This is a genomic window from Tabrizicola flagellatus (assembly GCF_008271465.1).
GTDB classification, from domain to species: domain Bacteria; phylum Pseudomonadota; class Alphaproteobacteria; order Rhodobacterales; family Rhodobacteraceae; genus Tabrizicola; species Tabrizicola flagellata.
This window is the reverse complement of record NZ_VMDU01000003.1, coordinates 162,117-186,895: the sequence shown is the minus strand read 5'-3', so window position 1 is coordinate 186,895 and position 24,779 is coordinate 162,117. Positions and strand designations below refer to the sequence as shown.

24 protein-coding genes and 1 riboswitch are annotated in these 24,779 nt (G+C 69.0%); of the genes, 8 read left to right on the top strand and 16 right to left on the bottom strand.

Going from position 1 to position 24,779, the window contains the following annotated elements; translation table 11 throughout:
- Positions 1 to 35: 35 nt before the first annotated feature.
- Positions 36 to 896, bottom strand: coding sequence for an AraC family transcriptional regulator (locus tag FL625_RS06830; protein WP_149587897.1), 861 nt, complete (start codon positions 894 to 896; stop codon positions 36 to 38).
- Between the two features lie 83 nt (positions 897 to 979).
- Here FL625_RS06830 and FL625_RS06825 point away from each other — a divergent pair, with 83 nt between their 5' ends.
- The gene (locus FL625_RS06825; protein ID WP_149587896.1) at positions 980 to 2,341 is read left to right on the top strand and encodes an alpha-glucosidase/alpha-galactosidase; all 1,362 of its coding nucleotides are present in this window, start codon (positions 980 to 982) and stop codon (positions 2,339 to 2,341) included.
- Between the two features lie 15 nt (positions 2,342 to 2,356).
- Here the strand turns inward: FL625_RS06825 and dacB are convergent, their stop codons facing one another.
- Positions 2,357 to 3,838, bottom strand: a complete 1,482-nt coding sequence (gene dacB, locus FL625_RS06820) for a D-alanyl-D-alanine carboxypeptidase/D-alanyl-D-alanine endopeptidase (RefSeq protein WP_235019343.1) — start codon at positions 3,836 to 3,838, stop codon at positions 2,357 to 2,359.
- Between the two features lie 139 nt (positions 3,839 to 3,977).
- Between dacB and FL625_RS06815 the strand changes: the two genes are divergently transcribed.
- Positions 3,978 to 4,853: a bifunctional helix-turn-helix transcriptional regulator/GNAT family N-acetyltransferase gene (locus tag FL625_RS06815; protein ID WP_149587894.1), complete on the top strand. Its 876-nt coding sequence runs from the start codon at positions 3,978 to 3,980 to the stop codon at positions 4,851 to 4,853.
- A gap of 67 nt (positions 4,854 to 4,920) precedes the next feature.
- Here the strand turns inward: FL625_RS06815 and FL625_RS06810 are convergent, their stop codons facing one another.
- Complete coding sequence (locus tag FL625_RS06810; RefSeq protein WP_149587893.1) at positions 4,921 to 5,523, bottom strand: nicotinate-nucleotide adenylyltransferase; 603 nt, start codon at positions 5,521 to 5,523, stop codon at positions 4,921 to 4,923.
- A 124-nt stretch (positions 5,524 to 5,647) separates the two neighbouring features.
- Between FL625_RS06810 and ettA the strand changes: the two genes are divergently transcribed.
- The 4 genes from ettA to FL625_RS06790 all read left to right on the top strand — a co-directional run bounded on the left by ettA (position 5,648) and on the right by FL625_RS06790 (position 9,580).
- On the top strand, positions 5,648 to 7,303 hold the full coding sequence (gene ettA, locus FL625_RS06805) for an energy-dependent translational throttle protein EttA (protein WP_149587892.1): 1,656 nt from the start codon (positions 5,648 to 5,650) through the stop codon (positions 7,301 to 7,303).
- A complete protein-coding gene (locus FL625_RS06800) occupies positions 7,303 to 7,614 on the top strand; it encodes a hypothetical protein (protein ID WP_149587891.1) in 312 nt (103 codons plus the stop codon). The genes ettA and FL625_RS06800 overlap by 1 nt, the downstream gene beginning before the upstream one ends.
- 140 nt (positions 7,615 to 7,754) lie before the next feature.
- Positions 7,755 to 8,669: an alpha/beta hydrolase gene (locus FL625_RS06795; RefSeq protein WP_149587890.1), complete on the top strand. Its 915-nt coding sequence runs from the start codon at positions 7,755 to 7,757 to the stop codon at positions 8,667 to 8,669.
- Positions 8,657 to 9,580: an alpha/beta fold hydrolase gene (locus FL625_RS06790; RefSeq protein ID WP_149587889.1), complete on the top strand. Its 924-nt coding sequence runs from the start codon at positions 8,657 to 8,659 to the stop codon at positions 9,578 to 9,580. Before FL625_RS06795 ends, FL625_RS06790 begins: the two co-directional genes overlap by 13 nt.
- Positions 9,581 to 9,877: 297 nt before the next feature.
- Here FL625_RS06790 and aroA read toward each other — a convergent pair whose 3' ends face one another.
- From aroA to miaB, 10 genes are all read right to left on the bottom strand, one after another.
- Entirely contained in the window at positions 9,878 to 11,224 is a 1,347-nt protein-coding gene (aroA, locus tag FL625_RS06785) for a 3-phosphoshikimate 1-carboxyvinyltransferase (protein WP_149587888.1), read from the bottom strand.
- A 159-nt stretch (positions 11,225 to 11,383) separates the two neighbouring features.
- Positions 11,384 to 12,076: a tRNA (guanine(46)-N(7))-methyltransferase TrmB gene (trmB, locus tag FL625_RS06780; protein ID WP_149587887.1), complete on the bottom strand. Its 693-nt coding sequence runs from the start codon at positions 12,074 to 12,076 to the stop codon at positions 11,384 to 11,386.
- 123 nt (positions 12,077 to 12,199) lie between these two features.
- Positions 12,200 to 13,366, bottom strand: coding sequence for a methionine adenosyltransferase (gene metK / locus FL625_RS06775; RefSeq protein ID WP_149587886.1), 1,167 nt, complete (start codon positions 13,364 to 13,366; stop codon positions 12,200 to 12,202).
- A 7-nt stretch (positions 13,367 to 13,373) separates the two neighbouring features.
- Positions 13,374 to 13,422: riboswitch (SAM-SAH riboswitch) on the bottom strand.
- Between the two features lie 10 nt (positions 13,423 to 13,432).
- Positions 13,433 to 14,929, bottom strand: coding sequence for an apolipoprotein N-acyltransferase (gene lnt, locus FL625_RS06770; protein ID WP_149587885.1), 1,497 nt, complete (start codon positions 14,927 to 14,929; stop codon positions 13,433 to 13,435).
- A 3-nt stretch (positions 14,930 to 14,932) separates the two neighbouring features.
- A complete protein-coding gene (locus FL625_RS06765) occupies positions 14,933 to 15,829 on the bottom strand; it encodes a transporter associated domain-containing protein (protein ID WP_149587884.1) in 897 nt (298 codons plus the stop codon).
- Between the two features lie 42 nt (positions 15,830 to 15,871).
- Positions 15,872 to 16,372, bottom strand: a complete 501-nt coding sequence (gene ybeY / locus FL625_RS06760) for an rRNA maturation RNase YbeY (protein ID WP_149587883.1) — start codon at positions 16,370 to 16,372, stop codon at positions 15,872 to 15,874.
- 212 nt (positions 16,373 to 16,584) lie between these two features.
- Positions 16,585 to 17,589, bottom strand: a complete 1,005-nt coding sequence (locus FL625_RS06755) for a PhoH family protein (protein ID WP_235019342.1) — start codon at positions 17,587 to 17,589, stop codon at positions 16,585 to 16,587.
- 192 nt (positions 17,590 to 17,781) lie between these two features.
- A complete protein-coding gene (locus FL625_RS06750) occupies positions 17,782 to 18,198 on the bottom strand; it encodes a hypothetical protein (protein WP_149587882.1) in 417 nt (138 codons plus the stop codon).
- On the bottom strand, positions 18,198 to 18,764 hold the full coding sequence (locus FL625_RS06745; RefSeq protein ID WP_149587881.1) for an OmpA family protein: 567 nt from the start codon (positions 18,762 to 18,764) through the stop codon (positions 18,198 to 18,200). Before FL625_RS06745 ends, FL625_RS06750 begins: the two co-directional genes overlap by 1 nt.
- 170 nt (positions 18,765 to 18,934) lie before the next feature.
- Positions 18,935 to 20,254, bottom strand: coding sequence for a tRNA (N6-isopentenyl adenosine(37)-C2)-methylthiotransferase MiaB (gene miaB, locus FL625_RS06740; RefSeq protein ID WP_149587880.1), 1,320 nt, complete (start codon positions 20,252 to 20,254; stop codon positions 18,935 to 18,937).
- A 128-nt stretch (positions 20,255 to 20,382) separates the two neighbouring features.
- Between miaB and FL625_RS06735 the strand changes: the two genes are divergently transcribed.
- Positions 20,383 to 21,252 carry a hypothetical protein gene (locus FL625_RS06735; protein WP_149587879.1) on the top strand — a complete coding sequence of 290 codons (870 nt, stop codon included), beginning with the start codon at positions 20,383 to 20,385 and terminating at the stop codon, positions 21,250 to 21,252.
- 4 nt (positions 21,253 to 21,256) lie between these two features.
- On the opposite strand, the gene FL625_RS06730 is transcribed toward FL625_RS06735, so the two are convergent.
- From FL625_RS06730 to FL625_RS06720, 3 genes are all read right to left on the bottom strand, one after another.
- On the bottom strand, positions 21,257 to 22,102 hold the full coding sequence (locus FL625_RS06730) for a helix-turn-helix domain-containing protein (protein ID WP_235019341.1): 846 nt from the start codon (positions 22,100 to 22,102) through the stop codon (positions 21,257 to 21,259).
- Between the two features lie 304 nt (positions 22,103 to 22,406).
- Positions 22,407 to 22,817 (bottom strand): iron response transcriptional regulator IrrA, encoded by a 411-nt coding sequence (gene irrA / locus FL625_RS06725; RefSeq protein WP_149587877.1) that lies wholly within the window; start codon positions 22,815 to 22,817, stop codon positions 22,407 to 22,409.
- A 71-nt stretch (positions 22,818 to 22,888) separates the two neighbouring features.
- Positions 22,889 to 24,139 (bottom strand): MFS transporter, encoded by a 1,251-nt coding sequence (locus FL625_RS06720; RefSeq protein ID WP_149587876.1) that lies wholly within the window; start codon positions 24,137 to 24,139, stop codon positions 22,889 to 22,891.
- Positions 24,140 to 24,230: 91 nt separating this feature from the next.
- Here FL625_RS06720 and fabA point away from each other — a divergent pair, with 91 nt between their 5' ends.
- On the top strand, positions 24,231 to 24,740 hold the full coding sequence (gene fabA / locus FL625_RS06715; RefSeq protein ID WP_149587875.1) for a bifunctional 3-hydroxydecanoyl-ACP dehydratase/trans-2-decenoyl-ACP isomerase: 510 nt from the start codon (positions 24,231 to 24,233) through the stop codon (positions 24,738 to 24,740).
- The last annotated feature ends 39 nt before the right edge of the window (positions 24,741 to 24,779 follow it).

The window sequence follows — 24,779 nt, the reverse complement described above, 5'->3', positions numbered from 1 at the left end:
CGAAGGCGCGACGCCGCAGGCCCCCAGTGAGCACCTCAGACCGCCTCGTCGCGCAAGGCGCGGAACGCCATCGGCGACAGCCCCCGGTGCCGCCGGAAGGCCTTGGCCAGATAGTTCGCCTCGGCAAAGCCCGTGGCCCGGGCAATCTCGGCCACCTTCATCTCCGAGGCCGTCAGGAGCCGCTCCACCCGGTCCATCCGCCGCGCCAGCACATGCGCCGAAGGCGGCAGGCCGACCTCGGCGGCAAAGCGGCGCACGAAATGCGCCCGGCTCAGGCCCGCGACCCTTGCCAGCGCCTCCACCCGCAGGTCGCCCGCAAGGTTCGCCTCGACATGGGCCAGCACCCGCGCCAACTCCGGCGCCAGCGCCGGGCGCGGTTCGGCTCCGGCAAAGGCCGCGTCATACAGCACCGCCAGCGCCTCGTGGCCCAGGACCGAGGCCTGCGCCGGCGTCAGCGACCGGGTCAGCAGCGCGTGACAGGCCCCGGCCAGCCGCTCGGCCCCCTCCGGCCCCGGCTTCAGCACCGGCCCCGCTGCGGCCAGCACCTCCCGCGCCAGCCGCAGCGCCTCGCGCCCCGACAGGATGAGCCAGAAATACTCCCACTGCCCGCCCCGCTCCAGCCAGTAGCGGTGCGCGTGCGGCATCGTCACCAGCATGGTCTGCCCCGGACCCAGCCGATGCCGCACCCCGGCGAAGTCCAGCCGTCCCTCGCCCAGGATCGTGTGCTGGATCACCAGGAAAGGCGCGCTTCCCCGCTTCATCCCGTCCCAGCTGTAAAGCTCGTTGCGCCGCTGCTCGTAGCCCGCCGCCTCGGCCAGGATGCCCAGCGCCGGATACGTGCCGCGCGCGGCAAGACTGCGGATGTCATGGCCATGGGCCAGAAGGCTGGACAGCATGAAATTACCCGCTTTGGCACAAGTTTTCCCTACACCCCGCCCGCCCCGAAGCCTAGCCTTTCTGATGAAAGGGAGGCTCCACCATGCCGTTCAAACTTGCCATCATCGGCGCGGGCAGCGTCGGGTTCACCCGCAAGCTCTGCGCCGACATCCTGTCCGTGCCCGAATTCGAAGGGATCGAGATCGCGCTGACCGACATCAGCCCGCAGAACCTCGACATGATCGCCCGCATCCTGCGCCGCACGGTCGAGGTTTCGGGCCTGAAGACCCGGATCACCGCCACCACCGACCGCCGCCGCGCGCTGGAAGGCGCGAAATACATCATGAACACGGTCCGCATCGGCGGGGTCGAGGCCTTCGAGACCGACATCTCGATCCCGCTGAAATACGGCGTGGACCAATGCGTCGGCGACACGATCTGCGCGGGCGGCATCATGTATGGCCAAAGGGGCATCGCCGCGATGCTCGACTTCTGCCGCGACATCCGCGAGGTCTGCCCCCCGGACCACCTGCTTCTCAACTACGCCAACCCGATGGCGATGATGACCTGGGCGGCCATCGAACACGGCGGGGTGAACACCGTGGGCCTCTGCCACGGCGTCCAGAACGGCCACCGCCAGATCGCCGCCGCGCTCGGCGTGCCGATGGACGAGGTGGACATCGTCTGTTCCGGCATCAACCACCAGACCTGGTACATCGACATCCGCCACAAGGGCCGGAAGATCGGCCGTGACGAGCTTCTTGCGGCCTTCGAGGCCCATCCGCTCTTCTCCCGCCAGGAAAAGGTGCGCATCGACGTGCTGCGCCGTTTCGGCTTCTACTCCACCGAATCGAACGGCCACCTGTCGGAATACCTTCCCTGGTATCGCAAGCGGCGCGAAGAGATCCCGGACTGGATTTCCACCGACGACTGGATCCACGGCGAAACCGGCGGCTATCTCCGCCACACCCGCGAAAGCCGCAACTGGTTCGAAACCGAATACCCCACCATGCTGAAAGAGGCCGAAAGACCCCTCTCGGAGTGGAAGCGCACCGACGAACACGCCTCCCACATCCTCGAGGCGCTTGAAACCGGCCGCCCCTATCGCGGGCATTTCAACGTCAGGAACGGCGGCACGATCACCAACCTGCCCGCCGACTGCATCGTCGAAAGCCCCGGCTGGGTGGACCGTTTCGGGATCAACATGGTCGAGGGCGTCACCCTTCCCCTCGCCTGCGCCGCGACCTGCCAGGCCTCGGTGGACGTGCAGCGGATGGCGGTCCGGGCCGCGGTCACGGGCGACGTGGACCTCCTGAAGCTCGCCGTCCTGCACGATCCGCTGGTCGGCGCGGTCTGCACCCCGGCCGAAGTCTGGGCCATGGTGGACGAGATGCTGGCCGCCCAGGCGCAATGGCTGCCGCAATATGCCTCGCGCCCTGGTCGGGGCCGGGCGGCCGCCCATTGACACCGCGCTGCCGGGTCAGGAGTAGGTCGCGGCCCAGCGGCTGATCAGCTGGCCTTGCAGGCGCCGCGCGCGCTTGGTCCAGGCGGCCGCACCGTCCGGGCCTTCGCGCAAGGCGACCGGCACCGCGTCGCGCCGGGCCGGGTCGCCCGAGAAGATCGCGAATATCAGCTCGCGCCCGCCCGCCGGCGGCACCACATGGCCCGCCAGGCCCGAGACGAAGTTCAGCGTCCCCGACTTGGCCAGCACCTTCACCTTGTGGCCCTTGATCTCCTTGCCCGCGTCGTCCCTCATCCCGATGTCGCGCAGGATCGGCTTCAGCCCGCGCCGGCCCGCCTCGGCCCTTTGCAGGATCGTCGCCATCGCCCGTGCCGTCACCCGCGACCGCCCGCCAAGCCCGGAATGGTCGTGCAGATCGACCTGCACCCCGAAAGCCGCACCGACCCAGTCCGACATCGCCCGGGCCGAGGCCTCCAGCGTCGTCAGCCCCGAGGCCGTCAGCCCCACGCATTCCGCCGTCAGGTTGGTGGAAAACTTCAGCATGTCGCGCAGCACCACCGGCAGCGGCTCGCTTTCCACCCGCCCCAGCTCACGGCCCGCCGGCAGCGCCGCCGCCCGCTCGCCCGGCTCAAGCCGGATGCCCTGGGCGCGGGCCAGCGTGCGGAACACTTCTGCCACATAGGCGCCGGGGTCGCGCACCGGCAGCCAGCGGCTGCCCCCCTTGCCCAGCGCGGCCGCGGCCACCGTCCATTCCTCCACCTGTCCCGGCGCATAGGTGAACAGCGGCGCTTCGCGCTGGGCGATCGCGACCCGCACCCGCCCGACCGGCGGCAGGAACCGCTCGCCCCGCGCATCGACCGCCACGCGCCAGTCGCTGCCCTCGCGCTTCCATTCGAAATGGACCCGGTTGAAGTTCAGGCACAGGCCCGAGATCGCCGCGTTGTAGCCGACATGGTCGGGCTGGTCCTCGGCGATGCCGCGCAGCCGGGGCAGCGCGCCGTCCCAGTAGAGGAACCGCCCCGTCGCACCCTTCAATCCGACCTTGGCCAGGCGCGCCACCAGATCGCCCAGCTGGTCGGTCTGCAACGTCGGATCGCCGCCGCCCGCCAGCACGATATCGCCCTGCACCATGCCGCCCTGCACCGGCCCGGTGGCCAGGACCCGGGTGGCAAAGCGATGGCCGGACCCCAGCCGGTCCAGCGCGTATAGCGCGGTCACCGCCTTGGCGACGCTCGCCGGCGGCAGCGGAAGGTCCGGCTCGCGCGCCTGCAAGACCTTGCCGGTCGCCGCGTCCATGACCACGAAGGCTACCGATCCTCCCAGCTTGGCGGCGTCGATCAGCGTCTCGGCATCGACCGGCCCTTGCGCCGGCTGCCCGCCCGCCGCAGCCGCCCTGCCACCGCGCGCCTTGGGGCGGGGCGATGTGTCCATCACCTCTGCCATCGCCGGCAAGGCCGCGCCCGCCAGCAGTCCGGCCAGCATCATCCGCCGTGATATCACCCCATCACCTCCGGTTTTCCCGGTGATAGCGCCATCCCGGGCGATTCCGCCAGTCCGGCCTGCGCCCCCGCTCATCCCGCTTGCGTGAGACGATTGTCTGACTATAGTCAGTCAAAATAGCTGACCAAGGTCTGTCATCATGCTGGACGCCGTCGCCCGCCTCCGCCGCTTCAACCGCGCCGTGACCCGCGAGGCCGGGGCGCTGGACACCTCCTTCCTCGGTCGGGGCCGGCCGCTCGGCGCGGTGCGCGTTCTGGTCATGGTGCGCCCCGAAGGCGCCGATGTCGCGCTGATCCGGGACCGGCTGGGGCTGGATTCGGGCCTGATGAGCCGCTTCCTGCGCAGCCTCGAACGCGAGGGCCTGATCGAGACCGGCCCCGATCCCGACGACCGCCGCCGCCGCATCGCCCGGCTGACCGCCGCGGGCGAGGCCGAGGTCGCGGCCTACGATGCCATCGGCCATGCCCGGGCCGCGCGGCTGATCGCGCGCGCCGGGGCGCGGGCGGGGGAACTCGTCGCGGCGATGGACCTGATCGCCACGCTCCTGAACCGCGACCAGCTCGAAATCCGCCCCGCCGACCCGGACAGCCCCGAGATGCTGTCCTGCTGGCGCGGCTATATCGACGAACTCTGCGCCCGCGTGCCCGGCGCGCGTCCCGAACTCTTCCCCGTCCCCGACCCCGGCGCCGACAGCTACCGTCCCCCGCACGGCCGCTGCCTCGTCGCCTGGTCGGACGACCTGCCCGTCGGCTGCGTCTCGCTGCGCCCCATCGATGCGGCGACGGCCGAGGTCAAGCGGCTCTGGGTGGATGCCTCGGCGCGGGGCCAGGGCCTCGCTCGCCGCCTGATGACCGCCATCGAGGACGAGGCGCGCGCCATGGGTCTCACCGCGCTGAAACTCGACACCAACTCCGCGCTGGCCGAGGCGATCGCGCTCTACCGCCAGACGGGATGGACCGACATCGCCCCCTACACCGGCGCGCCGGCCGATACCTGGCTCGGCAAGACGCTCTGACCGCGCCTCCGCCGCGTCGTCGCAGGCCCCCGCGACGAGAAGCCGAAGGCGCACGAGGAGCCGCCGCTCAGCGCCCCGACCGCCAGCCGCCCCGCGCCCGGATCTCGGTCGAGGAGGCATCGTTCATCGGCAGGTTGACGAAGGCCCAGACCGGCGCCCTGCGGCCGCGCAGCGTCTCGCCGCGGTCGACCTGGTTCACCCGGAAGGCCCGCGCCGCCACCGACAGCCGCGCCTGCACCCCCGACCCCGGCCGCGCCAGCACCCCCACCGGCACCGCCCGCAGTATGTCGCGCCAGCGGCCCCACTTGTGGAACTGAACCAGGTTGTCCGCCCCCATAAGCCAGACGAAGGTCACCCCCGGATAGATCGCCCGCAGCCGGTCGATCGTGTCCGCCGTCGCCCTTGTGCCCAGCGCCTCTTCCAGCGCGGTGATCCTCACCTTCGGATGCCGCATCACCGCCTTCGCCCGCGCCAGCCTTTCGGCCAGCGGCGCCGGTTGCCGTGCCTTCAGCGGATTGGCCGGCGTCACCAGCCACCAGACCTGATCCAGCCCCAGCCGCTTCAGCGCCTCGCGGGTGATATGGACATGACCCTCGTGCGCCGGGTCGAACGACCCGCCCAAGAGCCCCACGACCATCCCCCGGGTCGCCACCGGAAATCCCGCGCGCATCGGCCTCTCCCCCTGCGCGGCCAGAAAACCCGAACCCTTGGTCCCGCACAAGCCCGCCAGCCGTTGCAGCCTGCGGCCTTCGCCGCTACATACGCGCCAACCCCAGATCTCAGGAACCTACGCCATGGCCAGCTACCAGTACGTCTATCACATGGAGAACGTCTCCAAGACCTATCCCGGGGGCAAGAAGTGCTTCGAGAACATCAATCTCAACTTCCTGCCGGGGGTAAAGATCGGTGTCGTCGGCGTGAACGGCGCGGGGAAATCCACGCTGTTGAAGATCATGGCCGGCATCGACAAGGACTTCAAGGGCGAGGCCTGGGCCGCCAAGGGCGTCCGGGTCGGTTACCTGCCGCAGGAACCGCAACTTGACCCGACGCTCGACGTCAAGGGCAACGTCATGCTGGGCGTGGCCGACAAGCAGGCGATCCTCGACCGCTACAACGAACTGGCCGTCAACTACTCGGACGAAACCGCCGACGAGATGGCGGCGCTTCAGGACCAGATCGACGCCGAGAACCTGTGGGAGCTCGAGGCGACCGTGGGCGTCGCGATGGACGCGCTGCGCTGCCCGCCCGACGATGCCGACGTGACCACGCTGTCCGGCGGGGAACGCCGCCGCGTGGCGCTCTGCCGGCTGCTGCTCGAAAAGCCGGACATGCTGCTCCTCGACGAACCGACCAACCACCTCGACGCCGAGTCGATCGCCTGGTTGCAGAAGCACCTGATCGACTACAAGGGCACGATCCTGATCGTCACCCACGACCGCTATTTCCTCGACGACATCACCGGCTGGATCCTGGAACTCGACCGCGGCCGCGGCATCCCCTACGAAGGCAACTATTCCTCCTGGCTCGACCAGAAGGCCAAGCGGATGGCGCAGGAAGCGCGCGAGGACAAGTCGCGCCAGAAGGCGCTGGAAAAGGAACTGGAATGGATCCGCTCGGGCGCCAAGGCGCGCCAGGCCAAGCAGAAGGCCCGGATCCAGCGCTACAACGAGCTGGCCAGCCAGACCGTCCTCGAACGCGCCTCCACCGCGCAGATCATCATCCCGAACGGCGAACGCCTGGGCAACAAGGTCATCGAGGTCGAGGGCCTGCGCAAGGCCATGGGCGACAAGCTCCTGATCGAGGACCTCAGCTTCACCGTCCCCCCCGGCGCCATCGTCGGCGTCATCGGCCCGAACGGTGCGGGCAAGTCCACGCTCTTCCGCATGATCACCGGCCAGGAAAAGCCCGACGCCGGCACAATCAAGCTCGGAGAGACGGTGAAACTCGCCTACGTCGACCAGTCGCGCGATGCGCTCGACCCGGAAAAGAACGTCTGGGAGGAAATCTCCGGCGGGGCCGAGGTCATCCACCTCGGCGACATGCAGATGAACTCCCGCGTCTACACGGGCGCGTTCAACTTCAAGGGCACGGACCAGCAGAAGAAGGTCGGTCTCCTCTCCGGCGGTGAGCGCAACCGCGTCCACATGGCCAAGCTGCTGAAATCCGGCGGCAACGTGCTCCTGCTCGACGAACCGACCAACGACCTGGACGTGGAAACGCTCCAGGCCCTGGAGGCCGCCATCGAAGACTTCGCCGGCTGCGCGATCATCATCAGCCACGACCGCTTCTTCCTCGACCGGCTCTGCACCCACATCCTCGCCTTCGAGGGCGATGCCCATGTGGAATGGTTCGAGGGCAACTTCCAGGCCTACGAGGAAGACAAGGTCCGCCGGTTGGGTCCGGATGCGCTGGAGCCGAAGCGGGTGAAGTACAAGCGGTTTGCGAGGTGATGTCCTCAGGCCCGAAAATCATTCTTGCTGCGCTTGCGCTCGGCCTGGCCTTGCCTGCGTCAGGTCAGGACGCCGAGACGATCCGACTGCTGCAGGACATGGAAGTCCTCGATGCCAACTGTCGCGGAGGTCCAGGCGACAGCACCGATACCTGGATGGCCTGCGGCGCGCGTGATTATGCTTCCTGGCTCTTGTCCCGACGCGGCTACTGCTACGGGAAAGACGGGCAGATCGAAGCGGACATGGAATGGCATGTCTGCGAAGCCGGTTCTCTGGACGCGTCCAAACCGGAGTTCGCTCTGCCATACTGAAGTCATGGCCGGAGATCGGGGCGCCTGCCCCGACCTGCCCAACCCGACTTCACGACCACGCAAGGGGGGCTCCGGCCCCCCTTCCCATGTCCACGGCCTCCCCCCTACACTCCCCTGCGAACCGGAGGCCGCCCCGCACCATGACCCAGACCGACTACCAGACCCTCATCGACGCCCCCACCTGGGCCTTCATCGAAAAGACCAGCGCCTCCTACCCCGAGAACACCGCCACCCTCTCCATCGCCGAGCAGCGGGCGATCTACGACGGCATGTGCGCGGCCTTCGACACCCCCTACCCGCCCGGCGTGACCTCCCATGACGCGCCCATCGCCGGCGTCCCCTGCCGCATCTATCCGGGCAAGGAACCGACCGTCCTCTACCTCCACGGCGGCGGCTACGTGGTGGGCGGCCTCCACTCCCACGACGGGGTCTGCGCCGACATCCGCGCCGCCACCGGCCTGACCGTCGTCTCGGCCGACTACCGCCTCTCCCCGGAACACAAGCACCCCGCTGCCTTCGACGACGCCTGCGCCGTCGCCCGCGCCCTCGCCCAGCAAGGCCCCCTGATCCTCGTCGGCGACAGCGCCGGCGCCAACCTCGCCGCCGCCGCGGTCCATGCGCTTCGGGGGCAACCGCAGATCAAGGGACAGGTCCTGATCTACCCCGGCCTCGGCGGAGACCTCTCAAAAGGCAGCTACCTCACCCATGCCCAGGCGCCCATGCTGTCCCGCGACGACGTCCTTTTCTACAAGGACATCCGCCACGACGGCCCCGCGCCGGAAGGCGACCCGACCGTCAGCCCGCTCCAGGACACCGACTTCACCGGCCTGCCGCCAACGTTCGCCATCGCCGCAGAATGCGACCCCCTGGCCGACGACGCCCCCGCCTATGCCGCCAAGATCCGGGCCGCCGGGGGCCGCGCGCAGGCGATCACCGAAGCGGGCCTCGTCCACGGCTACCTGCGCGCCCGGCACTCCGTCCCCCGCGCCGCCGAAAGCTTTGCCCGGATCACCGCCGCGATCTCGGCCTTCGCCCAGGACCGATGGCCGTTCTGACCCGCCCGCCCCGCGCCCGGTCGGCGATGGGGGCGCTGGTCGCGTTCCTCCTAGCCGCCTGCGCCGCCGCGCCCCCGCCTGCCCGTGCCCCCCTCTACCCCGTCGCGGCCGAGACCCGCGCCGGCCCCGCCACCGTCACCGTCCTTCTGCCGGGCGCCCTGACCACCTCGCGCGTCTTCGGCCCGGCGCGCGACTGGGCCGGGCCCGACCACCTCGTCGTCGAATACCGCCTGCCCGGCATGCAGGGCGAACCCCTGCGCCCCGCGCTCGACATCGACCGCGCGGCGGGCTGGGTGGCCGATCTCGCCAACCGCCACCCGCAGGCGCGGATCCAGCTCCTCGGCTATTCCACCGGCGCCGTGATCGCCATCGAGGCCGCCGGCCGCATCGACCGCAGCGAGAGGGTGCGCATCGTCGCCGTCTCAAGCGCCACGCCCTTCCCCGGCGCGGCCCTCGCCCTCATGCGCGGAGCGGCGCAGGTCGCGGGCGGGGCGCTCGCCATCGGGTCGCTCGACCGCGACCGGATCTGGGAGGAATATTTCAAGACGCTCTACCTCGGCAGCGGCTGGCGGCAGTCGCCCGAAAAGCGCGCGCTCGCCCGCCGGCTGGAAGAAGCGATGCGCGGCCGCCTGACCACCCCGGGCGAGGGGCGCGGCCGCGCGCAATCGGCAAGCCTGCTGTTCTGGAGCCCCTCGCGCGCGGCACTGGAGAGCCGCGCCGCGATCACCTTCTACCACGGCGACCGCGACCCGGTGTTCCCGCTCGGGGCGGTCGGGCGCCTGGCCGACCGGCTGGGCGCGCGGCTCTGCGTGCTGCCAGAAGAGGGGCACATGCTCTTCCTCTCCCGCCCCGACCTCACCGCGCGGATCGAACGGCAGTTCCGCTCACCGGCCCCCGACGCGCCCTGCTGAAGCGCGGGACAAGGGAACCGCAGCCCGCCGCGCTGCGTTGCCCGGCCAGAGCAACCGACGGAGATTTCCCATGAAAGGCGTTCTGGCCTGGCTGATCGGCATCCCGATCCCGATCATCATCATCCTCCATCTCGTGGATGTGTTCTGACGACCGAATGCACCCGGACCGCCGCAGCCGCGGTCCGGGAGGGCGGTTCAGGACATGGTTGACACCACCCTAACGAGAATCGCCAAGCCCTTGTCATTCATGGCAAATCTCGGATTGTCCACCGTGGACAAGCGGCGGCGCGGCCGAGGTCAGCCGCGCTCGATCTCTGCCCCAAGACCGCGCATCAGCTCCTCGAAGACCGGGAAGGAGGTCTGGATGGGCGAGCCATCGTCCACCGCGACCGGGGCCTTCGCGGCCAGGCCGCAGACGAGGAAGGACATCGCGATCCGGTGGTCGATATGGGTGGCGCAGGTCGCCCCGCCCGGCACCCCGCCCGGCCCCATGCCATGGACGATCAGCGTGTCCTCGTCCTCTTCGACCCGGACCCCGCAGGCCTCGAGCCCCCGGGCCATCGCGTCGATCCGGTCGCTTTCCTTGACGCGCAGCTCCTTGACGCCCCGCATCACCGTCCGGCCGGTCGCATAGGCCGCGACGACGGACAGCACCGGATATTCGTCGATCATCGAGGGCGCGCGCTCGGGCGGAACCTCGATCCCTTTCATGTCGCCCGAGAACCGCACCCGCAGGTCCGCCACCGGCTCGCCGCCCTCTTCCCGCGGGTTCTGGAACGCGATGTCGGCGCCCATCTCGACAAGGGTCAGGTAAAGGCCGTTCCGGGTCGCGTTCTGGCTGACGCCGGGCACCAGGATGTCGGACCCCTCGACGATCAGCGCGGCACAGACCGGGAAGGCGGCGCTGGAGGGGTCGCGCGGCACGGCCACGCTCTGCGGGCGCAGCTCGGGTTGGCCAGTCAGGGTGATGACCTGGCCCTCGGCGGTCTTCTCGACCCGCAACTTCGCCCCGAAGCCCACCAGCATCCGCTCGGAGTGGTCCCGCGTGGGTTCACGTTCGATCACCACCGTCTCGCCGGGGGCGTTGAGGCCAGCCAGCAGCACCGCCGACTTCACCTGCGCGCTTGCCACCGGCAGGGCATAGCGCACCGGCACCGGATTCGCCGCGCCGACGACGGTCATCGGCAGCCGCCCGCCCTGCCGCCCGTAGGCGCGCGCGCCGAACAGGCTCAGCGGATCGGTCACCCGGCCCATCGGCCGCTTGCGCAAGCTGGCGTCCCCGGTGAAGGTCGCCGTGATCGGCGTGGTCGCCATGGTGCCCATGATCAGCCGCACCCCGGTGCCCGAGTTGCCGCAGTCGATCACGTCCTCGGGCTCGCGAAAGCCGCCGACCCCGACGCCATTCACCGTCCAGATACCCTGCCCGTGCCGCGTGACCGTCGCCCCGAAGGCGCGCATCGCCTTGGCCGTGTCCAGCACGTCCTGACCTTCCAGCAGGCCCGAGATCTTCGTCTCGCCTACCGCCATCGCCCCGAAGATCAGGCTCCGGTGGCTGATCGACTTGTCGCCCGGCACCTCGGCCACACCCTGCAAGGGCCCCGACTTGCGGGATTTCATCGGTTGCGCTTCGCCGTGGCCGGACATCTGGGTCTCCCTTGCATTCCGGCACGCCTGATAGCGCAAGCGGCAGCCGGGGTCCATCACCGGAAGCGGCGCGCGCCGGGCCGATGGCGGACCCTCCGGGGGGAGTATTTGGGAATGGGCAAATCGGCATGTCTTGCCCCTTTCCAAATACTCAGTCCGTCAGCCGGACCGGCGGAAGGTCAGGTAATGCGGGCGCCGCCCTTCGCGCAGCGCCTTCTGTTCATAGCGGGTGGAGAGCCAATCGTCCCAGGCCTCGCCAGGGCCCGCCTCGCTGATCAGGGCGAAGCCTGCCGGCGGCACTTCCTCCAGCGTCTGACGGACATAGTCGGGAATATCGGTCGCCACGCGAAACTCGGCCCCCGGCGTGCAAACGCGGGCAAGCGGTTTGAGGTAGCCCGGCGTCACGAAGCGTCGGCGGTGGTGGCGTGCCTTCGGCCAGGGATCGGGATAGTTGAGGAAGACCTTCTCCAGGCACCCGTCCGGCAGCACGTCGAAAAGGTCGCGCACGTCGCCGGGGTGAATCGCCACATTCCCGATCCGGCCGTCGCGCAGCTTGCCCAGAAGCATCGCCACGCCGTTCACGAACGGCTCGCAGCCGATCAGGAAGATCCCCGGGTTCTTCCCGGCCATGTGGACCAGGTGTTCGCCCCCGCCGAAGCCGACCTCCAGCCACAAGGGCCGCCCCCCGGCGAAGCCCAGGTCCAGCGTCGCACGGTCCGGGTTCTCCGCCCGCGTCACGCCCCGCAACGAAAGCGCGGCAAGTCCGGTCTCCAGGTCCGCCTTCTGCTGCGCCCGGAGCGTCTTGCCGTGGATGCGGCCATAGAAATTGCGGTGTTCGCCCGCGTCCGACATGAGAAAGGCCCCGGTTTGATCCGGGGCCTTCAAGCAGAGCGGGCGCCAAGGGTCAAGCGCGACCGGAGCCGGAACTGGCGACGCCGTCCGCGTGGCTCGATGCCACAAGGACGGCTCCCCCGGTCAGACGGCCTTCTTCAGCGCCTCGACCAGGTCGGTGCGTTCCCAGCTGAACCCGCCATCCGCCTCGGGGGCCCGGCCGAAATGGCCGTAGGCCGCGGTGCGCTGGTAGATCGGCCGGTTCAGCTCCAGATGCGTGCGGATGCCGCGCGGGGTCAGGTCCATGACCTCGGCCACGGCCCTCTCGATCCGCGCGGCCTCGACCTGGCCGGTTCCGTGGGTATCGACATAGATCGACAGGGGCTTCGCCACGCCGATGGCATAGCTCACCTGCAAGGTGCAGCGATCGGCAAGTCCCGCCGCCACGACGTTCTTTGCCAGATACCGCGCGGCATAGGCGGCCGAGCGGTCCACCTTGGTCGGGTCCTTGCCCGAGAACGCCCCGCCCCCATGCGGCGCCGCGCCGCCGTAGGTATCGACGATGATCTTGCGGCCCGTCAGGCCTGCATCGCCATCCGGCCCCCCGATCACGAAGGTCCCGGTCGGGTTCACATGCCATTCGGTCTTCTTCGTGATCCAGCCCTCGGGCAGCACTTCGCGGATATAGGGCTCCACGATCTTGCGGATGACCTTGGAGGTCTGCCGCTTCGAAGTATGTTGGGTGGACAGCACGATCGAAGTGACCTCGACCGGCTTTCCGTCCGCATACCGCAGCGTCAGCTGGCTTTTGGCATCCGGACCGAGCGTGGGTTCCGCGCCCGACTTCCGCGCCTCGGCCAGACGGCGCAGGATGGCATGGGCATACTGGATCGGCGCCGGCATGTACTCGGGCGTCTCCAGCGTCGCATAGCCGAACATGATGCCCTGGTCCCCCGCCCCATCGCGGTCAACGCCCTGCGCGATATGCGCGCTTTGTTCGTGGATGTAGTTGTGAACCCTGATCTTGTCCCAGTGGAACTTCTTCTGCTCATAGCCGATGTCGCGCACGCAGTCGCGCACGATGCCGTCGATGCGGTCCATCATCGCCTTGGTCGCCTCTTTCGAGGACAGGCCGACCTCGCCGCCGACCACCACGCGGTTCGTGGTGGCGAAGGTCTCGCAGGCCACACGAGCGTTGGGCTCTTCCTTCAGGAAGGCATCCAGGACGGCATCCGAGATGCGGTCGCAGACCTTGTCGGGGTGACCTTCCGAGACGGACTCGGAAGTGAAGACGTAATCTTTGCGGCTCATGAGGAAGTGCTCCGTTGGATGATCCCCGCCACGCCAGGAAGCCGTTGTGGCGGTTCTGGATGCGCCTTAGACGGCGGGGGGCGGGCCGTCAATGGCAAGCCGCCTCCCGCGCGTCATGGCCGCCAGCGCGAGACCCGCCAGCAACAGCGCCATTGGTCCGTCGCCCCAGCGCGCATAGGGCGTGGGCGGCAGGGCGCCGGGGATGGCCGCATCCAGCGCCCCCATCTCGCCGAAGGGCAGGCTGTCCACCACCCGCCCCCGCGCGTCGATCACCGCCGTCACCCCGGTGTTGGCCACGCGCAGCAGCGGCAGCCCCTGCTCCACCGCCCGCAGCCGGGCCTGGGCGAAATGCTGGAACGGACCGGTCCAGACCCCGAACCAGGCGTCGTTCGTCGCCTGCAGCATCCAGTCCGCGCGCTCGGGCGCCACGTTGACCTCGCGCGGGAAGATCGCCTCGTAGCAGATCAGCGGCAGCACCTTGCCGAAGCGGCCAAGGTCCATGACCCGCACCCCCGGCCCCGCCGAATAGGTGTTGCCCGCCTGGGCGGCAAAGGCGCGCAGACCGAACCAGTCATAGGCCAGGTCGCCGAAGGGAATGTATTCGCCGAATGGCACCAGATGCGCCTTGTCGTAGCGCGCGCTTTCCTGCCCGTCGCCTTCCAGCACCCGGATCGAGTTGTAGAACCGCCCCGCTTCCTCGCGCTGGATGCCCACCGCGACCGGCCGCCCGTCCGAGGCGGCGACGACCATCCCGGCCACCGAGGGCGCATATTCCAGCATGTAGGGCACCGCCGTTTCCGGCCAGAGCGTCAGGTCCGCCGGCCCGCCCTCGGCCGTCAGGTCCAGAAGCCGGTCCAGGTGCATGTCCGCCAGCGCCTGGTCCCATTTCAGCGACTGCTCGGCATTGGGCTGCACCAGACGCACCACGCCCTCGCGCGGGGCGGGCAACGGCTGGGCCAGCCGCCAGGCTCCGAAGCCCCAGGCCGCGGCCAGAAGGACAGCCGCCAGCGCCAGCCCCCGGCCGCGCCACTGCACGGCAAGCATGGCCAGGGTCAGGGTCAGAAGGCTCAACCCGGAGGGCCCTGCCAGCGCGGCCAGCTGATCGACCGGCGTGCCGATCCAGACATGGCCGGCCATCGCCCAGGGAAAGCCGGTGAAGACCACGCCGCGCAGCCATTCCAGCGCGACGAAGGCCAGGACGAAGCCCAGGGCCGGCCGGGCCGCCAGGCGCCCCAGCACCGCCGCCCCGGCCCAGAACAGGCCAAGGCCGAAAGACAGAAGGACGACGGCGAAGGGCGCCATCCAGCCGTGGCGGGCGATGTCGATCAGGAAGGGCTCCACGATCCAGTTCAGGGCAACGGCGAAATGCCCCGCGCCGGCGAACAGCCCGGTCAGGAAGGCCCCGCGCGCGTCCGGCACGCGGCCCACAAGCCAGATCAGCCCCGCCGTCCCCGCCAGCGTCGCCCACCAGAAGCCCAGCGGCGCCTGCCCCAGCGCGGCCAGCGCGCCCAGGCCAAAGGCCAGCACCAGCCGCCGCCGGCCCTCGGTCCATGGCTGCACCATGCCCTACCCGGCCGCCGGAGCCGGGGCCGCGCCCGCCGCCGGCAGCCGCACCCGCAGCCGCTTGATCCGGCGCGGATCGGCATCGACGATCTCGAACTGGACGCCGCTTTCGTGCTCGATCACCTCGCCCCGTGCCGGCACCCGGCCCGAGCGCAGGAAGACGAGGCCCCCCAGCGTGTCGATCTCCTCGTCCTCCTCGCCGACCCGCAACGGCAGGCCGAGCGCGGCCTCGATCTCCTCCAGGGGCGCGGTGGACTGCGCGAGGATCACGCCGGGCTTCTCCTCTTTCCACAGCGCGCCCTCGTCCTCGTCATGCTCGTCCTCGATCTCGCCGATGACGGTCTCGATCAGGTCCTCGATGGTCACCAGCCCGTCCACGCCGCCGTATTCGTCGATGACCAGCGCCATGTGGACCCGTTCCTTCTGCATCTTCTGCAACAGGACGCCGGTCGGCATCGAGGGGGGGGCATAGAGGATCGGACGCAAAAGCCGCTTCAGGCTGAACCGGCCGGCGGCGCCGAAGCCGTGCTGAAGTGCCAGGTCCTTCAACAGCACCAACCCCTGCGGATGGTCGAGCGTGCCCTTGTAGACCGGCAGCCGGCTGAAGCCATGCTCGCGGAAGGTCTCGACCAGCTCGTCCTTGCCGATGTCCAGCGGCACGGCGACGATCTCGGCCTTCGGAATGGCAACGTCATCGACCCGCATCCGGCGCAGCGCATGCAACCCCGGGTTCGCGGGGCCGGCGCCAGACGCCGTCTCGCTGACGGCGGGTTCGGGTGCGGAACTGAACGCGGAAAGAAGCCTGCCGAAAAAGCCGCGCTGGCTTTGGTCCGAGGCGGGATCATCGGTCTCGGCCAGCGCGCCCTGCGCCGCGTCAGACCCGTCGCTGCTACTGCCCATCGGTCCTTTTTCCAGAGAACACCCGTCCGGCGGATGCAACCGTCAATATGGGTCAGAAACCCCGAGGCTTGCAAGTATCCGCACCTCGAGCGCCTCCATCAGCGCGGCATCCTGGTCCTCGACATGGTCGTAGCCCAGAAGATGCAGCACGCCATGCACCAGAAGATGGGTGACGTGGTCTTCCATGGTCTTGCCCTGTTCGGCCGCCTCGCACGCGCAGGTCTCCCAGGCGATGGCAATGTCGCCCAGGGATTCCGGGTCGTCCTCCGGCCCCGGCTCCGGCAGGGCCGGCGCCTCGCCCGCGAAGTCCGAGCCCCGCTCCTCCGACGGCCAGCTCAGCACGTTGGTCGGCTGCGGCTTGCCGCGGAAATCGGCGTTCAGGACGGCGATCCGCGCATCGTCGCAACCCATGACGACGATCGCGAAGCCCGACGCCTCCAGCCCGAGACCGGCAAGCGCAGCACGCGCCGCGCGCTCGGCCAGGGCGGGCAAGCCGAAGCCTTCCCAGCGCGCCTCCTCGATCACCGTCTCGACCAGATCCATGGCTGCCCCCTAGCGCCGATGCGCGCCGGAGGCAAACCGAATTGCGCGCCTGCGGCGCAAGCCTTTCCCCTCGTCGTCGGCTTGCGCCGCCTCCTCGGCGCTGCCTCCGGCGGGAGTATTTGGGAAAAGGGCAAATGCACTTGCCCTTTTCGAAATACTCTCAGGGGGTCCGGGGGCAGAATGCCCCCGGCGGCGTTACGCAGGGGCGCCGGTCAGCCTTGGGCTTCGTCGGCCTCGTAGGCCTCGATGATCCGCCCGACCAGCGGGTGGCGCACCACGTCCTTCGAGCTGAAGTAGTTGAAGCTGACGCCCTTGACGCCCTTCAGGATGCGCTCGGCCTCGGCCAGGCCCGAGGCGGTGCCGCGCGGCAGGTCCACCTGGGTGCGGTCGCCGGTGATGACCATGCGGCTGCCCTCGCCCAGACGGGTCAGGAACATCTTCATCTGCATGCTGGTCGCGTTCTGCGCCTCGTCCAGCACGATGAAGGCGTTGGACAGCGTGCGGCCGCGCATGAAGGCCAGAGGCGCGATCTCGATCCGCTTTTCCTGGATCAGCTTTTCCACCTGTTTCGCGGGCAGGAAGTCGTTCAGCGCGTCGTAAAGCGGCTGCATGTAGGGATCGACCTTCTCCTTCATGTCGCCGGGCAGGAAGCCGAGCCTCTCGCCCGCCTCCACCGCCGGACGGCTGAGGATGATCTTCTCCACCGCGCCCGAGATGAACATGGTCACGCCCACCGCGACGGCAAGATAGGTCTTGCCGGTCCCCGCCGGGCCGATGCCGAAGCCCAGTTCGTTCTGGAACAGGTTGGCGACATAGGCCTTCTGCGCCTCGGTCCGGGGCTCGATCGGCTTCTTGCGGGTGCGCAACTCCATGCCGGTCGAGAACAGCTCGATCTGCTCGGCGCCCTCGGCCTCTCCGGCCGGGCGCCCCATGCGCATTGCCCCGTCGATGTCGCCCGCCCCGACATTGCGCCCCGATTCGAGGCGCGCGTAGAGCGAGCGCAGCACGGCCGCCGCCTGTTCGCGCGTCACCCTGTCGCCCACCACCGCCAGGCGGTTGCCGCGTCGCAGGATGTGTACCCCCATCTGGTGTTCGATCTGCGCGAGGTTGCGGTCGAATTCGCCGCAGAGATCGATCAGCAAGCGGTTGTCGGGAAATTCGAGGACGGTCTCGACGATATCCTCGGCGGACGGGGGGGTCAGCGCGCTGATGCCCAAAGGGGTCTCCTTGTTGCAGGGCCACAGGGAAAGTGTGCAGCCAGACACGGCATCTGGCAAGCAAAACCGGATGCCGCCACAAAGTGTTGTGGGGAATCATGCCGAATTGATGACAATCGGAGCAAAAGTGCCCAGGAAAAAGGCCCCGCTCCAGCCGGGGCCTCTCTCATGTCCCGGACCGTTTCCCGTCGATCAGGGCTTGCGGTGGCTCGCGGCCGGACCCGGAACGCTGTCGCGGATGCCGGCATCGCGCGTCTCGTAGACACCGATCACCGTGCCGGGCGGATACTTGCCGTCGCAGACCGGTAGCCCGGTCTTCGGGTCGAACCGCGGCGAGGAATAGCCTTCCAGCCCGTCGTCGATGATCCAGACCTGGCAACCGTCCGGGTCATAGGCGACCGCAGCCTCGCCATCGACCAGCCTGGTCGAGTCACGGCCATAGTCCTCCGCCGTGGCGATCACCGAATCCGGTCCCGAATAGGGTCGGGTGCCCTCGACACTCTCGAACAGCCCGCCGCAGCCCGACAAGAGAACACCCAGACCCAGAGCCACGCCGGCCCGCGCCACCGCGCCACGGCCGAGTTCCGATCTTACTGCAACCGTCATCATCATCCGCCCTTCGTGCAGAGGACTTCGACACGGCGGTTCTTCGCCATGCCCTTCGCCGTCGCATTCGAGGCAACGGGCCGGCTTTCGCCATATCCCGTCACACTGTCCACCACCGCACCGACCGACTGCGCGACCGCCGCCACGGCTGCGGCGCGGGCCTCCGACAGACCCTGGTTGTAGGCTTCCGACCCGCGGCTGTCGGTGTGGCCGGCGATCGAGAACGAGAAGGCGCCGGTCTGCCGGAAATAGTCCTCCAGCTTCGCCCGACCTGCCGCCGTAAGCGTGGCGCTGGCGGTGGCAAAATAGGTGTCCACGCTTTCGGTCAGGCAGCTGACCTGTTTCAGGCAGACGGGCTTGCCGGTTTTCGGATCGCGCCGGGGCACCATGTAGCCCTCGGTCCCGCCATCGGCCCACCAGTGCTGGCACCCGTCCGGGTCGATCCAGAGACCCCATTCGATCCGACCCGAGACCGCGCCCTCCTGCGCAGACGCCATAGGCGCGGCTGCCAGGCAGAGGCCCGCCAGCACCACCGGAAGCGCATGCCGAAGCCTGCCACTCCGCTTCATCACATCCCCCACTCCTCGTTACCGACCCGGTCGAATCGTCCAGCTATTGCGCGCTGGGCAGCCAGCGCCGTTCCTCTTACGGCAGGACGCCGTCGCTTGAGAACAGGAATCTGCTGTGCCGGAACAGGTCGCCTGCCGGTCTGTTCCGTGCGCGCACCAGTCGCATTTCTTCAAGCGATCCGGGAAATCAGTTCCGCTGCCAGAGAGTTGGGCGCCGAAGCTGAAACTCTCGCCCGCACCATGTCGCCGATCCGTCCTTCGGGATCGTCCACATGCACCGCATGCAGATGGCCCGACTTGCCGACCATCTGGCCGGACCTGCGCCCGGGCTTTTCATACAGCACCTCGACCTCGCGGCCGACCATCGCCTGCTGTGCGGCCTGCTGCTGCGTGGTGATCAGCGCCTGAAGCTCCTGCAGCCGCGCATCGGCCACCTCGGCCGGGACCGGGGTCTTTTCCGCGGCCGGGGTGCCCGGCCGGGCGGAATACTTGAAGCTGAAGGCCGCCCCGAAGCCAACGGCGCGAATGAGGTCCAGCGTGGCCTGGAAATCGGCATCGCTCTCGCCCGGGAAGCCCACGATGAAATCGGAACTCAACAGGATGTCGGGCCGCGCCGCGCGGATGCGTTCGACCAGCCGCAGATAGGCCTCGGCCGTGTGCTTGCGGTTCATCGCCTTCAGGATCCGGTCGCTGCCCGACTGCACCGGCAGGTGCAGGTAGGGCATCAGCTGCGCCACCTCGCCATGGGCGGCGATCAGGTCGTCGTCCATGTCGTTGGGGTGGCTGGTGGTGTATCGGATCCGGTCCAGCCCCGCGATCCCGGCCATCTCGCGCACCAGCCGCGCGAGACCCCATGTGCCGCCCGGCCCCGCGCCGTGATAGGCGTTGACGTTCTGGCCCAGAAGCGTGATTTCGCGCACCCCCTGATCGACCAGCTTGCGCGCCTCGTCCAGAAGGCGCGCGACCGGGCGGCTGACCTCGGCTCCGCGGGTGTAGGGGACGACGCAGAAGGCGCAGAACTTGTCGCAGCCTTCCTGCACGGTCAGAAAGGCCGTGGGACCGCGCAGGCTGCGGCGTTCGGGCAGATGGGCGAACTTGTCCTCGACCGGGAACTCGGTGTCCACGACGCGAGTCCCGGCCTCGACCATCTGCGGCAGGCGGTGATAGGCCTGCGGCCCGACCACCAGATCGACCACCGGCGCGCGGCGCAGGATCTCCTCGCCCTCGGCCTGGGCGACGCAGCCCGCGACGCCGATCTTCATCCCCGGCCGCTCTGCCTTCAGCGCCCGCAGCCGGCCGAGGTCGGAGTAAAGCTTTTCCGACGCCTTCTCGCGGATGTGGCAGGTGTTCAAGAGCACCATGTCCGCCTCTTCCACGACCTCGGTCGTGACATAGCCCTTCGCGCCCAGCGCCTCGGCCATGCGCTCGCTGTCATAGACGTTCATCTGGCAGCCGTAGGTCTTGACGAACAGCTTCTTGGCTTCGGTCATGGGCCGGGTCTCCTGGGATGGGGGGCCTTCTAGCGCAAGCCGCCCGCCACCTCAACGCTTGCGCCGCGCGGCCTTGCATCGGGCGGGCGGATCGCGGACCTTGGCGCTGTTCGCCAACGGATGCCGCAATGCACCACTCCAGCCTCGCCGCCCTCCTCGACCGCCCGCCGCCCGGCTTCGGCAAGGGGCCGGTCGCGCTGATCCTGGCCGAGGACGATGTCGAACTGGCCTCGACCCTCGACCACCATCTGAAGATCGGCTTTCGCGATGTCATCCTGCTGGCACCCGAAGGCGTCGAGGTCAGCCCCGAGCATGAGGCCCGCGTCCACATCGTGGCCCATGATGTCTTTGCCGAAGGCGCGCTGGTCCAGGCGGTGAACCGGGCGATCAGGGCCCTGCCCGGCCGCTGGCTCTACTACTGCCACAACGCCGAATACCTGTTCTTCCCCTTCTGCGAGACCCGCCGCGTGGGCGAGATGCTGGCCTTCCACGCCGAGGAACGGCGCGAGGCAATGCTGACCTATGTGATCGACCTCTACGCCGGAGACCTTGACGCCGCTCCGAACGCGGTCAGCCTGACCGATGCCTGGCTCGACCGCTCGGGCTATTATGCGCTCGCCCGCAAGGACCCGGAGAAGGACTGGCAACCGAAGGACCGGCAGCTCGATTTCTACGGGGGCCTGCGCTGGCGCTTCGAGGAACATATCCCCTATACCCGCCGCCGGATCGACCGAATCTCGCTGTTCCGTGCCAAGCCAGGGCTGGTGCTGCGGTCCGACTTTACGCTTACGGACGAAGAGATGAACACCCATTCCTGCCGCTGGCACAACAACCTGACGGCGGCGGTCTGTTCCTTCCGCACCGCAAAGGCGTTGCGCACCAACCCCGGCTCGCGCCACGCGATCGCTACCTTCCGATGGCCGAACTCGGCAAGGTTCGACTGGCATAGCCGGCAGCTGATGGACCTCGGGCTGATGGAGCCCGGTCAGTGGTTCTGATCCGTCAGCCTTCGGAGAAGGGCACACGCAGCATCGGAGGTCCGGGCTCGGCCGGCGCGTCCAGCACCGCCAGAACTTCCGGCGGGACCTCGCGCGGGTCGATCAGCGGGGGCTCGGCGCAGTCCAGCCGGTGACGGGCGAGATCGGCCTCTGCCTCGCCGGTCAGATCGCGGCTGCGCACCAGCACCACAGGTGCCGCCGACGGCACCTGCACCCCGGCCGCCGGACCCGACAGCACACCGGTGATGAATCTCGCCCTCGGCAACTGGCCGGCGTTCAGCACCAGGAAGGCGAGGGCTTCCAGCCTGTCCTCGACAAGCAGCCCATAGACCCGGTTCAACAGCAGAAGCGCCCAGCCCTCGAAGGACGTTCCCGCCGCGCCGGCGCGCATTTCGATCAATCCGTCCAGGGGCCGAAGCAGCGTGGCCATGCGGACGATGCCCCTTGGGCGACTGAAGGATCGGTAGAACATCCGGTAGAAGCCGAGATACTGCGCGCCCCGCAGAGCCGTCTCCTGCCGGGCGGCGTCCAGTATGGCATTGGGAATCGGCAGACTGTGGTCGGACCCGGCCAGAGCGCCGCGTGCCCCATGCATGACCAGCGCCCGGAAGGCGGCCGCCGGAGCCTCGAAGGCCAGCACCGTGAACCCCGGCAGGCCCTGGGCCAGAACGGCAGAGATGCGCGACAGGTTGTGCTGCGTCGGTCGGACCCGACCCGAGATCCAGCGCGAGACCACCGACTTGTCCACGCCCACCGCCGACGCCAGAGCTGCGGGAGAGACGTTCGCCTGCTTCATCGCCAGATTCAGCCTGCCGGCAAAATCGTCGGGGATGTTCAACGCCGCACCCATCCTGCAACCGGATGCAACAACTTGCATTTCAACACAACTCGTGACCCCGACTTGCAACTGGCACGTGCATGAATGACATGACACAAGCTGTGCGTGCGTCAACTCCGTTACGGAAAACAGCGCGCGTTTCGACCAGATCTTTGCGCAAATGCAACAGATCAATGGATTTTCTGTCCCGACACGGTGCCTGTGGGCGCCGTCGGCACGCCGGATCGCCCGTCCCCAGGGGGTTGGTCCGGCGTGCCCCTTTCGCGCAGGGGCCAGAGGGTCCGGAATGGCCGCACTTCGTGCGCCGCATCGCCACTCAGGCGCGGCGCAGGCGGATCACCACATCGACGCGGGCCACTGCCATGCCCTCGGGCACCTGCGGCAGAGAGGCGATCTCCAGTTCCTCCGCCGGGGCGTCGGTCAGGCTGTGGCTGTCTTCCCAGTAGAAATGCGGATGGTCGTCGGTGCGCGTGTCGAAATAGCTTTTCGACCCGTCCACCACGACCTCGTTCATCAGCCCAGCCTCGCAGAAGGCGCGCAGCGTGTTGTAGACCGTGGCAAGGCTGACCCGCTCTCCGGCCTCGCGCGACAGGGCGTGCAGGCTTTCCGCCGTCACATGCCGGTTCATCCCGTCGCCGACCAGAAGTTCCGCCAGCGCAAGCCGCTGGCGCGTGGGGCGCAGGCCCCCCGCCTTCAGCCAATCCGCGCTGCGTTCCGTGCCGGTCACATGCCGCCCCTTGCGTTGCCCTTCCGATATAGGACCGCAAACCCGACCGTTTCAATGCGAAATCGCGGCTTTCAGCGGGAAATCCCGGCAAATCCGCGCCGGATCGCCCCCCAGACCACCGCGGTCACGGCCAGCGAGCCCAGGCCCGCCCCCCAGAACGGCAGCAAAAGCGCGCTCTCGCGGGGCAGGAAGGTTGCGCCCAGCGACACCACCACGCCCGAAAGGACCAGCCCCAGGGGCATCATCCCCCAGGCCAGCAGCCGGTACAGGCTGTTCACCCGGCCCAGCAGCGCATCCGGGATCAGTCGCTGCCGGGTGCTGACCGAAACCACGTTCCAGACAAAGCCGGAAAACTCCATCGCCGCGAAGGCCAGCCCCAAGGTCCACGGCCCCGGCGCCAGCGCCATGGCGATGAAGCAGGGCCCCGACGCGGCCAGCATCCATTGCATCGTCCTGACCGGCCCCAGCGCCCTTGCGATGCGTTCGCCCAGAAGGCTGCCCGCGATCCCGCCGACCGCGCCGCCGGCCAGCGTCAGCCCGTAGGCCTCGGCCGACAGCCCCAGGTTCTCCTGCGCATGCAGGACCACGCCGATCACGATCATCTGGTGGAACAGGTTCCAGAACCCGGTGGTCCAGGCCAGGGTGCGCAGCAGCGGCAGGCCGCGCAGGAAGGCGAGACCCTCGCCGATCTCGGCCCGCCAGCCCGGCCGGTCCCTGCGCGTCGCGCGGAACCTGCCCGCCAGCCCGGCCACCATCAGCAGCGCCAGCCCGTAGGCGAGCGCGTTCAGCCCGAAGCCCAGCGGCAGCCAGAGCCCGATCAGGAACGCCCCCAGCACCGGGCCGATCAGTGCGTTGGTCAGCAGCTCGGCGCTCCACAACTGCCCGTTCGCCCGCTCCAGCCGCTCGGGCGGCACCAGCGCGGGCAGCATGGTCTGCGCGGCATTGTCGCGGAAGACCTCGGCCCCGCCCACCACGAAGGCCGCGGCCACCAGCGCGGCATAAAGCGCCGGTGCCGACACGCCTTGCGCCGGCGCCGGGGCCAGCGGCAGGGCCAGCCCCAGCGCGATCGCCGCCCCCAGGAAGGCCAGCGCCCGCACCCCGTCCATGGCCAGGATCAGCCGGCGCCTGTCCACCCGGTCCGTCACCACCCCGGCCGGCAGCGCGAACAGCGCCCAGGGCAGGCGCAGCGCCACCGGCACCAGCGCGACCAGCAGCGCGTCGCGCGTCAGCAGCGAGGCGATCCAGCCCCAGGCCACCACCGCGACCCCGTCGGCGAGGTTCGTCATCCCGCTTGCCGCGATGAAGCGCTGCAACGCCGTCATGCCCGTTCCTCCTGCGACACCCGGGCAGACTTGCCAGTCTTCGCCACCGGATGCTAGGGAGGGTGAAGGGGCAAATGGGGGACCACAAGGGATGGCGCCGTATCCGACCTATTTCGACAAGGAGGCGCTTCTGGCCTGCTCGCGCGGCGAACTGTTCGGTCCGGGCAACGCCCAGCTGCCGGCACCGCCGATGCTCATGATGGACCGGATCACCGACATCTCGGAGGACCGGGGCGAACACGGCAAGGGCCATGTGGTCGCCGAATTCGACATCACGCCCGACCTGTGGTTCTTCGAGTGCCACTTCCCCGGCAACCCGATCATGCCAGGTTGCCTTGGCCTCGACGGGCTCTGGCAGCTGACCGGCTTCAACCTCGGCTGGCGCGGCTGGCAGGGGCGCGGCTATGCGCTGGGCGTGGGCGAGGTCAAGCTGACCGGCATGGTCCGCCCCGACCGCAAGAAGCTCACCTACTACGTCGATTTCACCAAGGCCGTGCAGACCCGCCGCCTGACCATGGGTGTCGCCGACGGCCGGGTCGAGGCGGACGGCGAGACGATCTATCTGGTGAAGGACATGAAGGTCGCGCTCAGCGAGGCCTGAGGCCTCCTCGGCGTCGCTTCTCTGGCTGCATCCGCCACC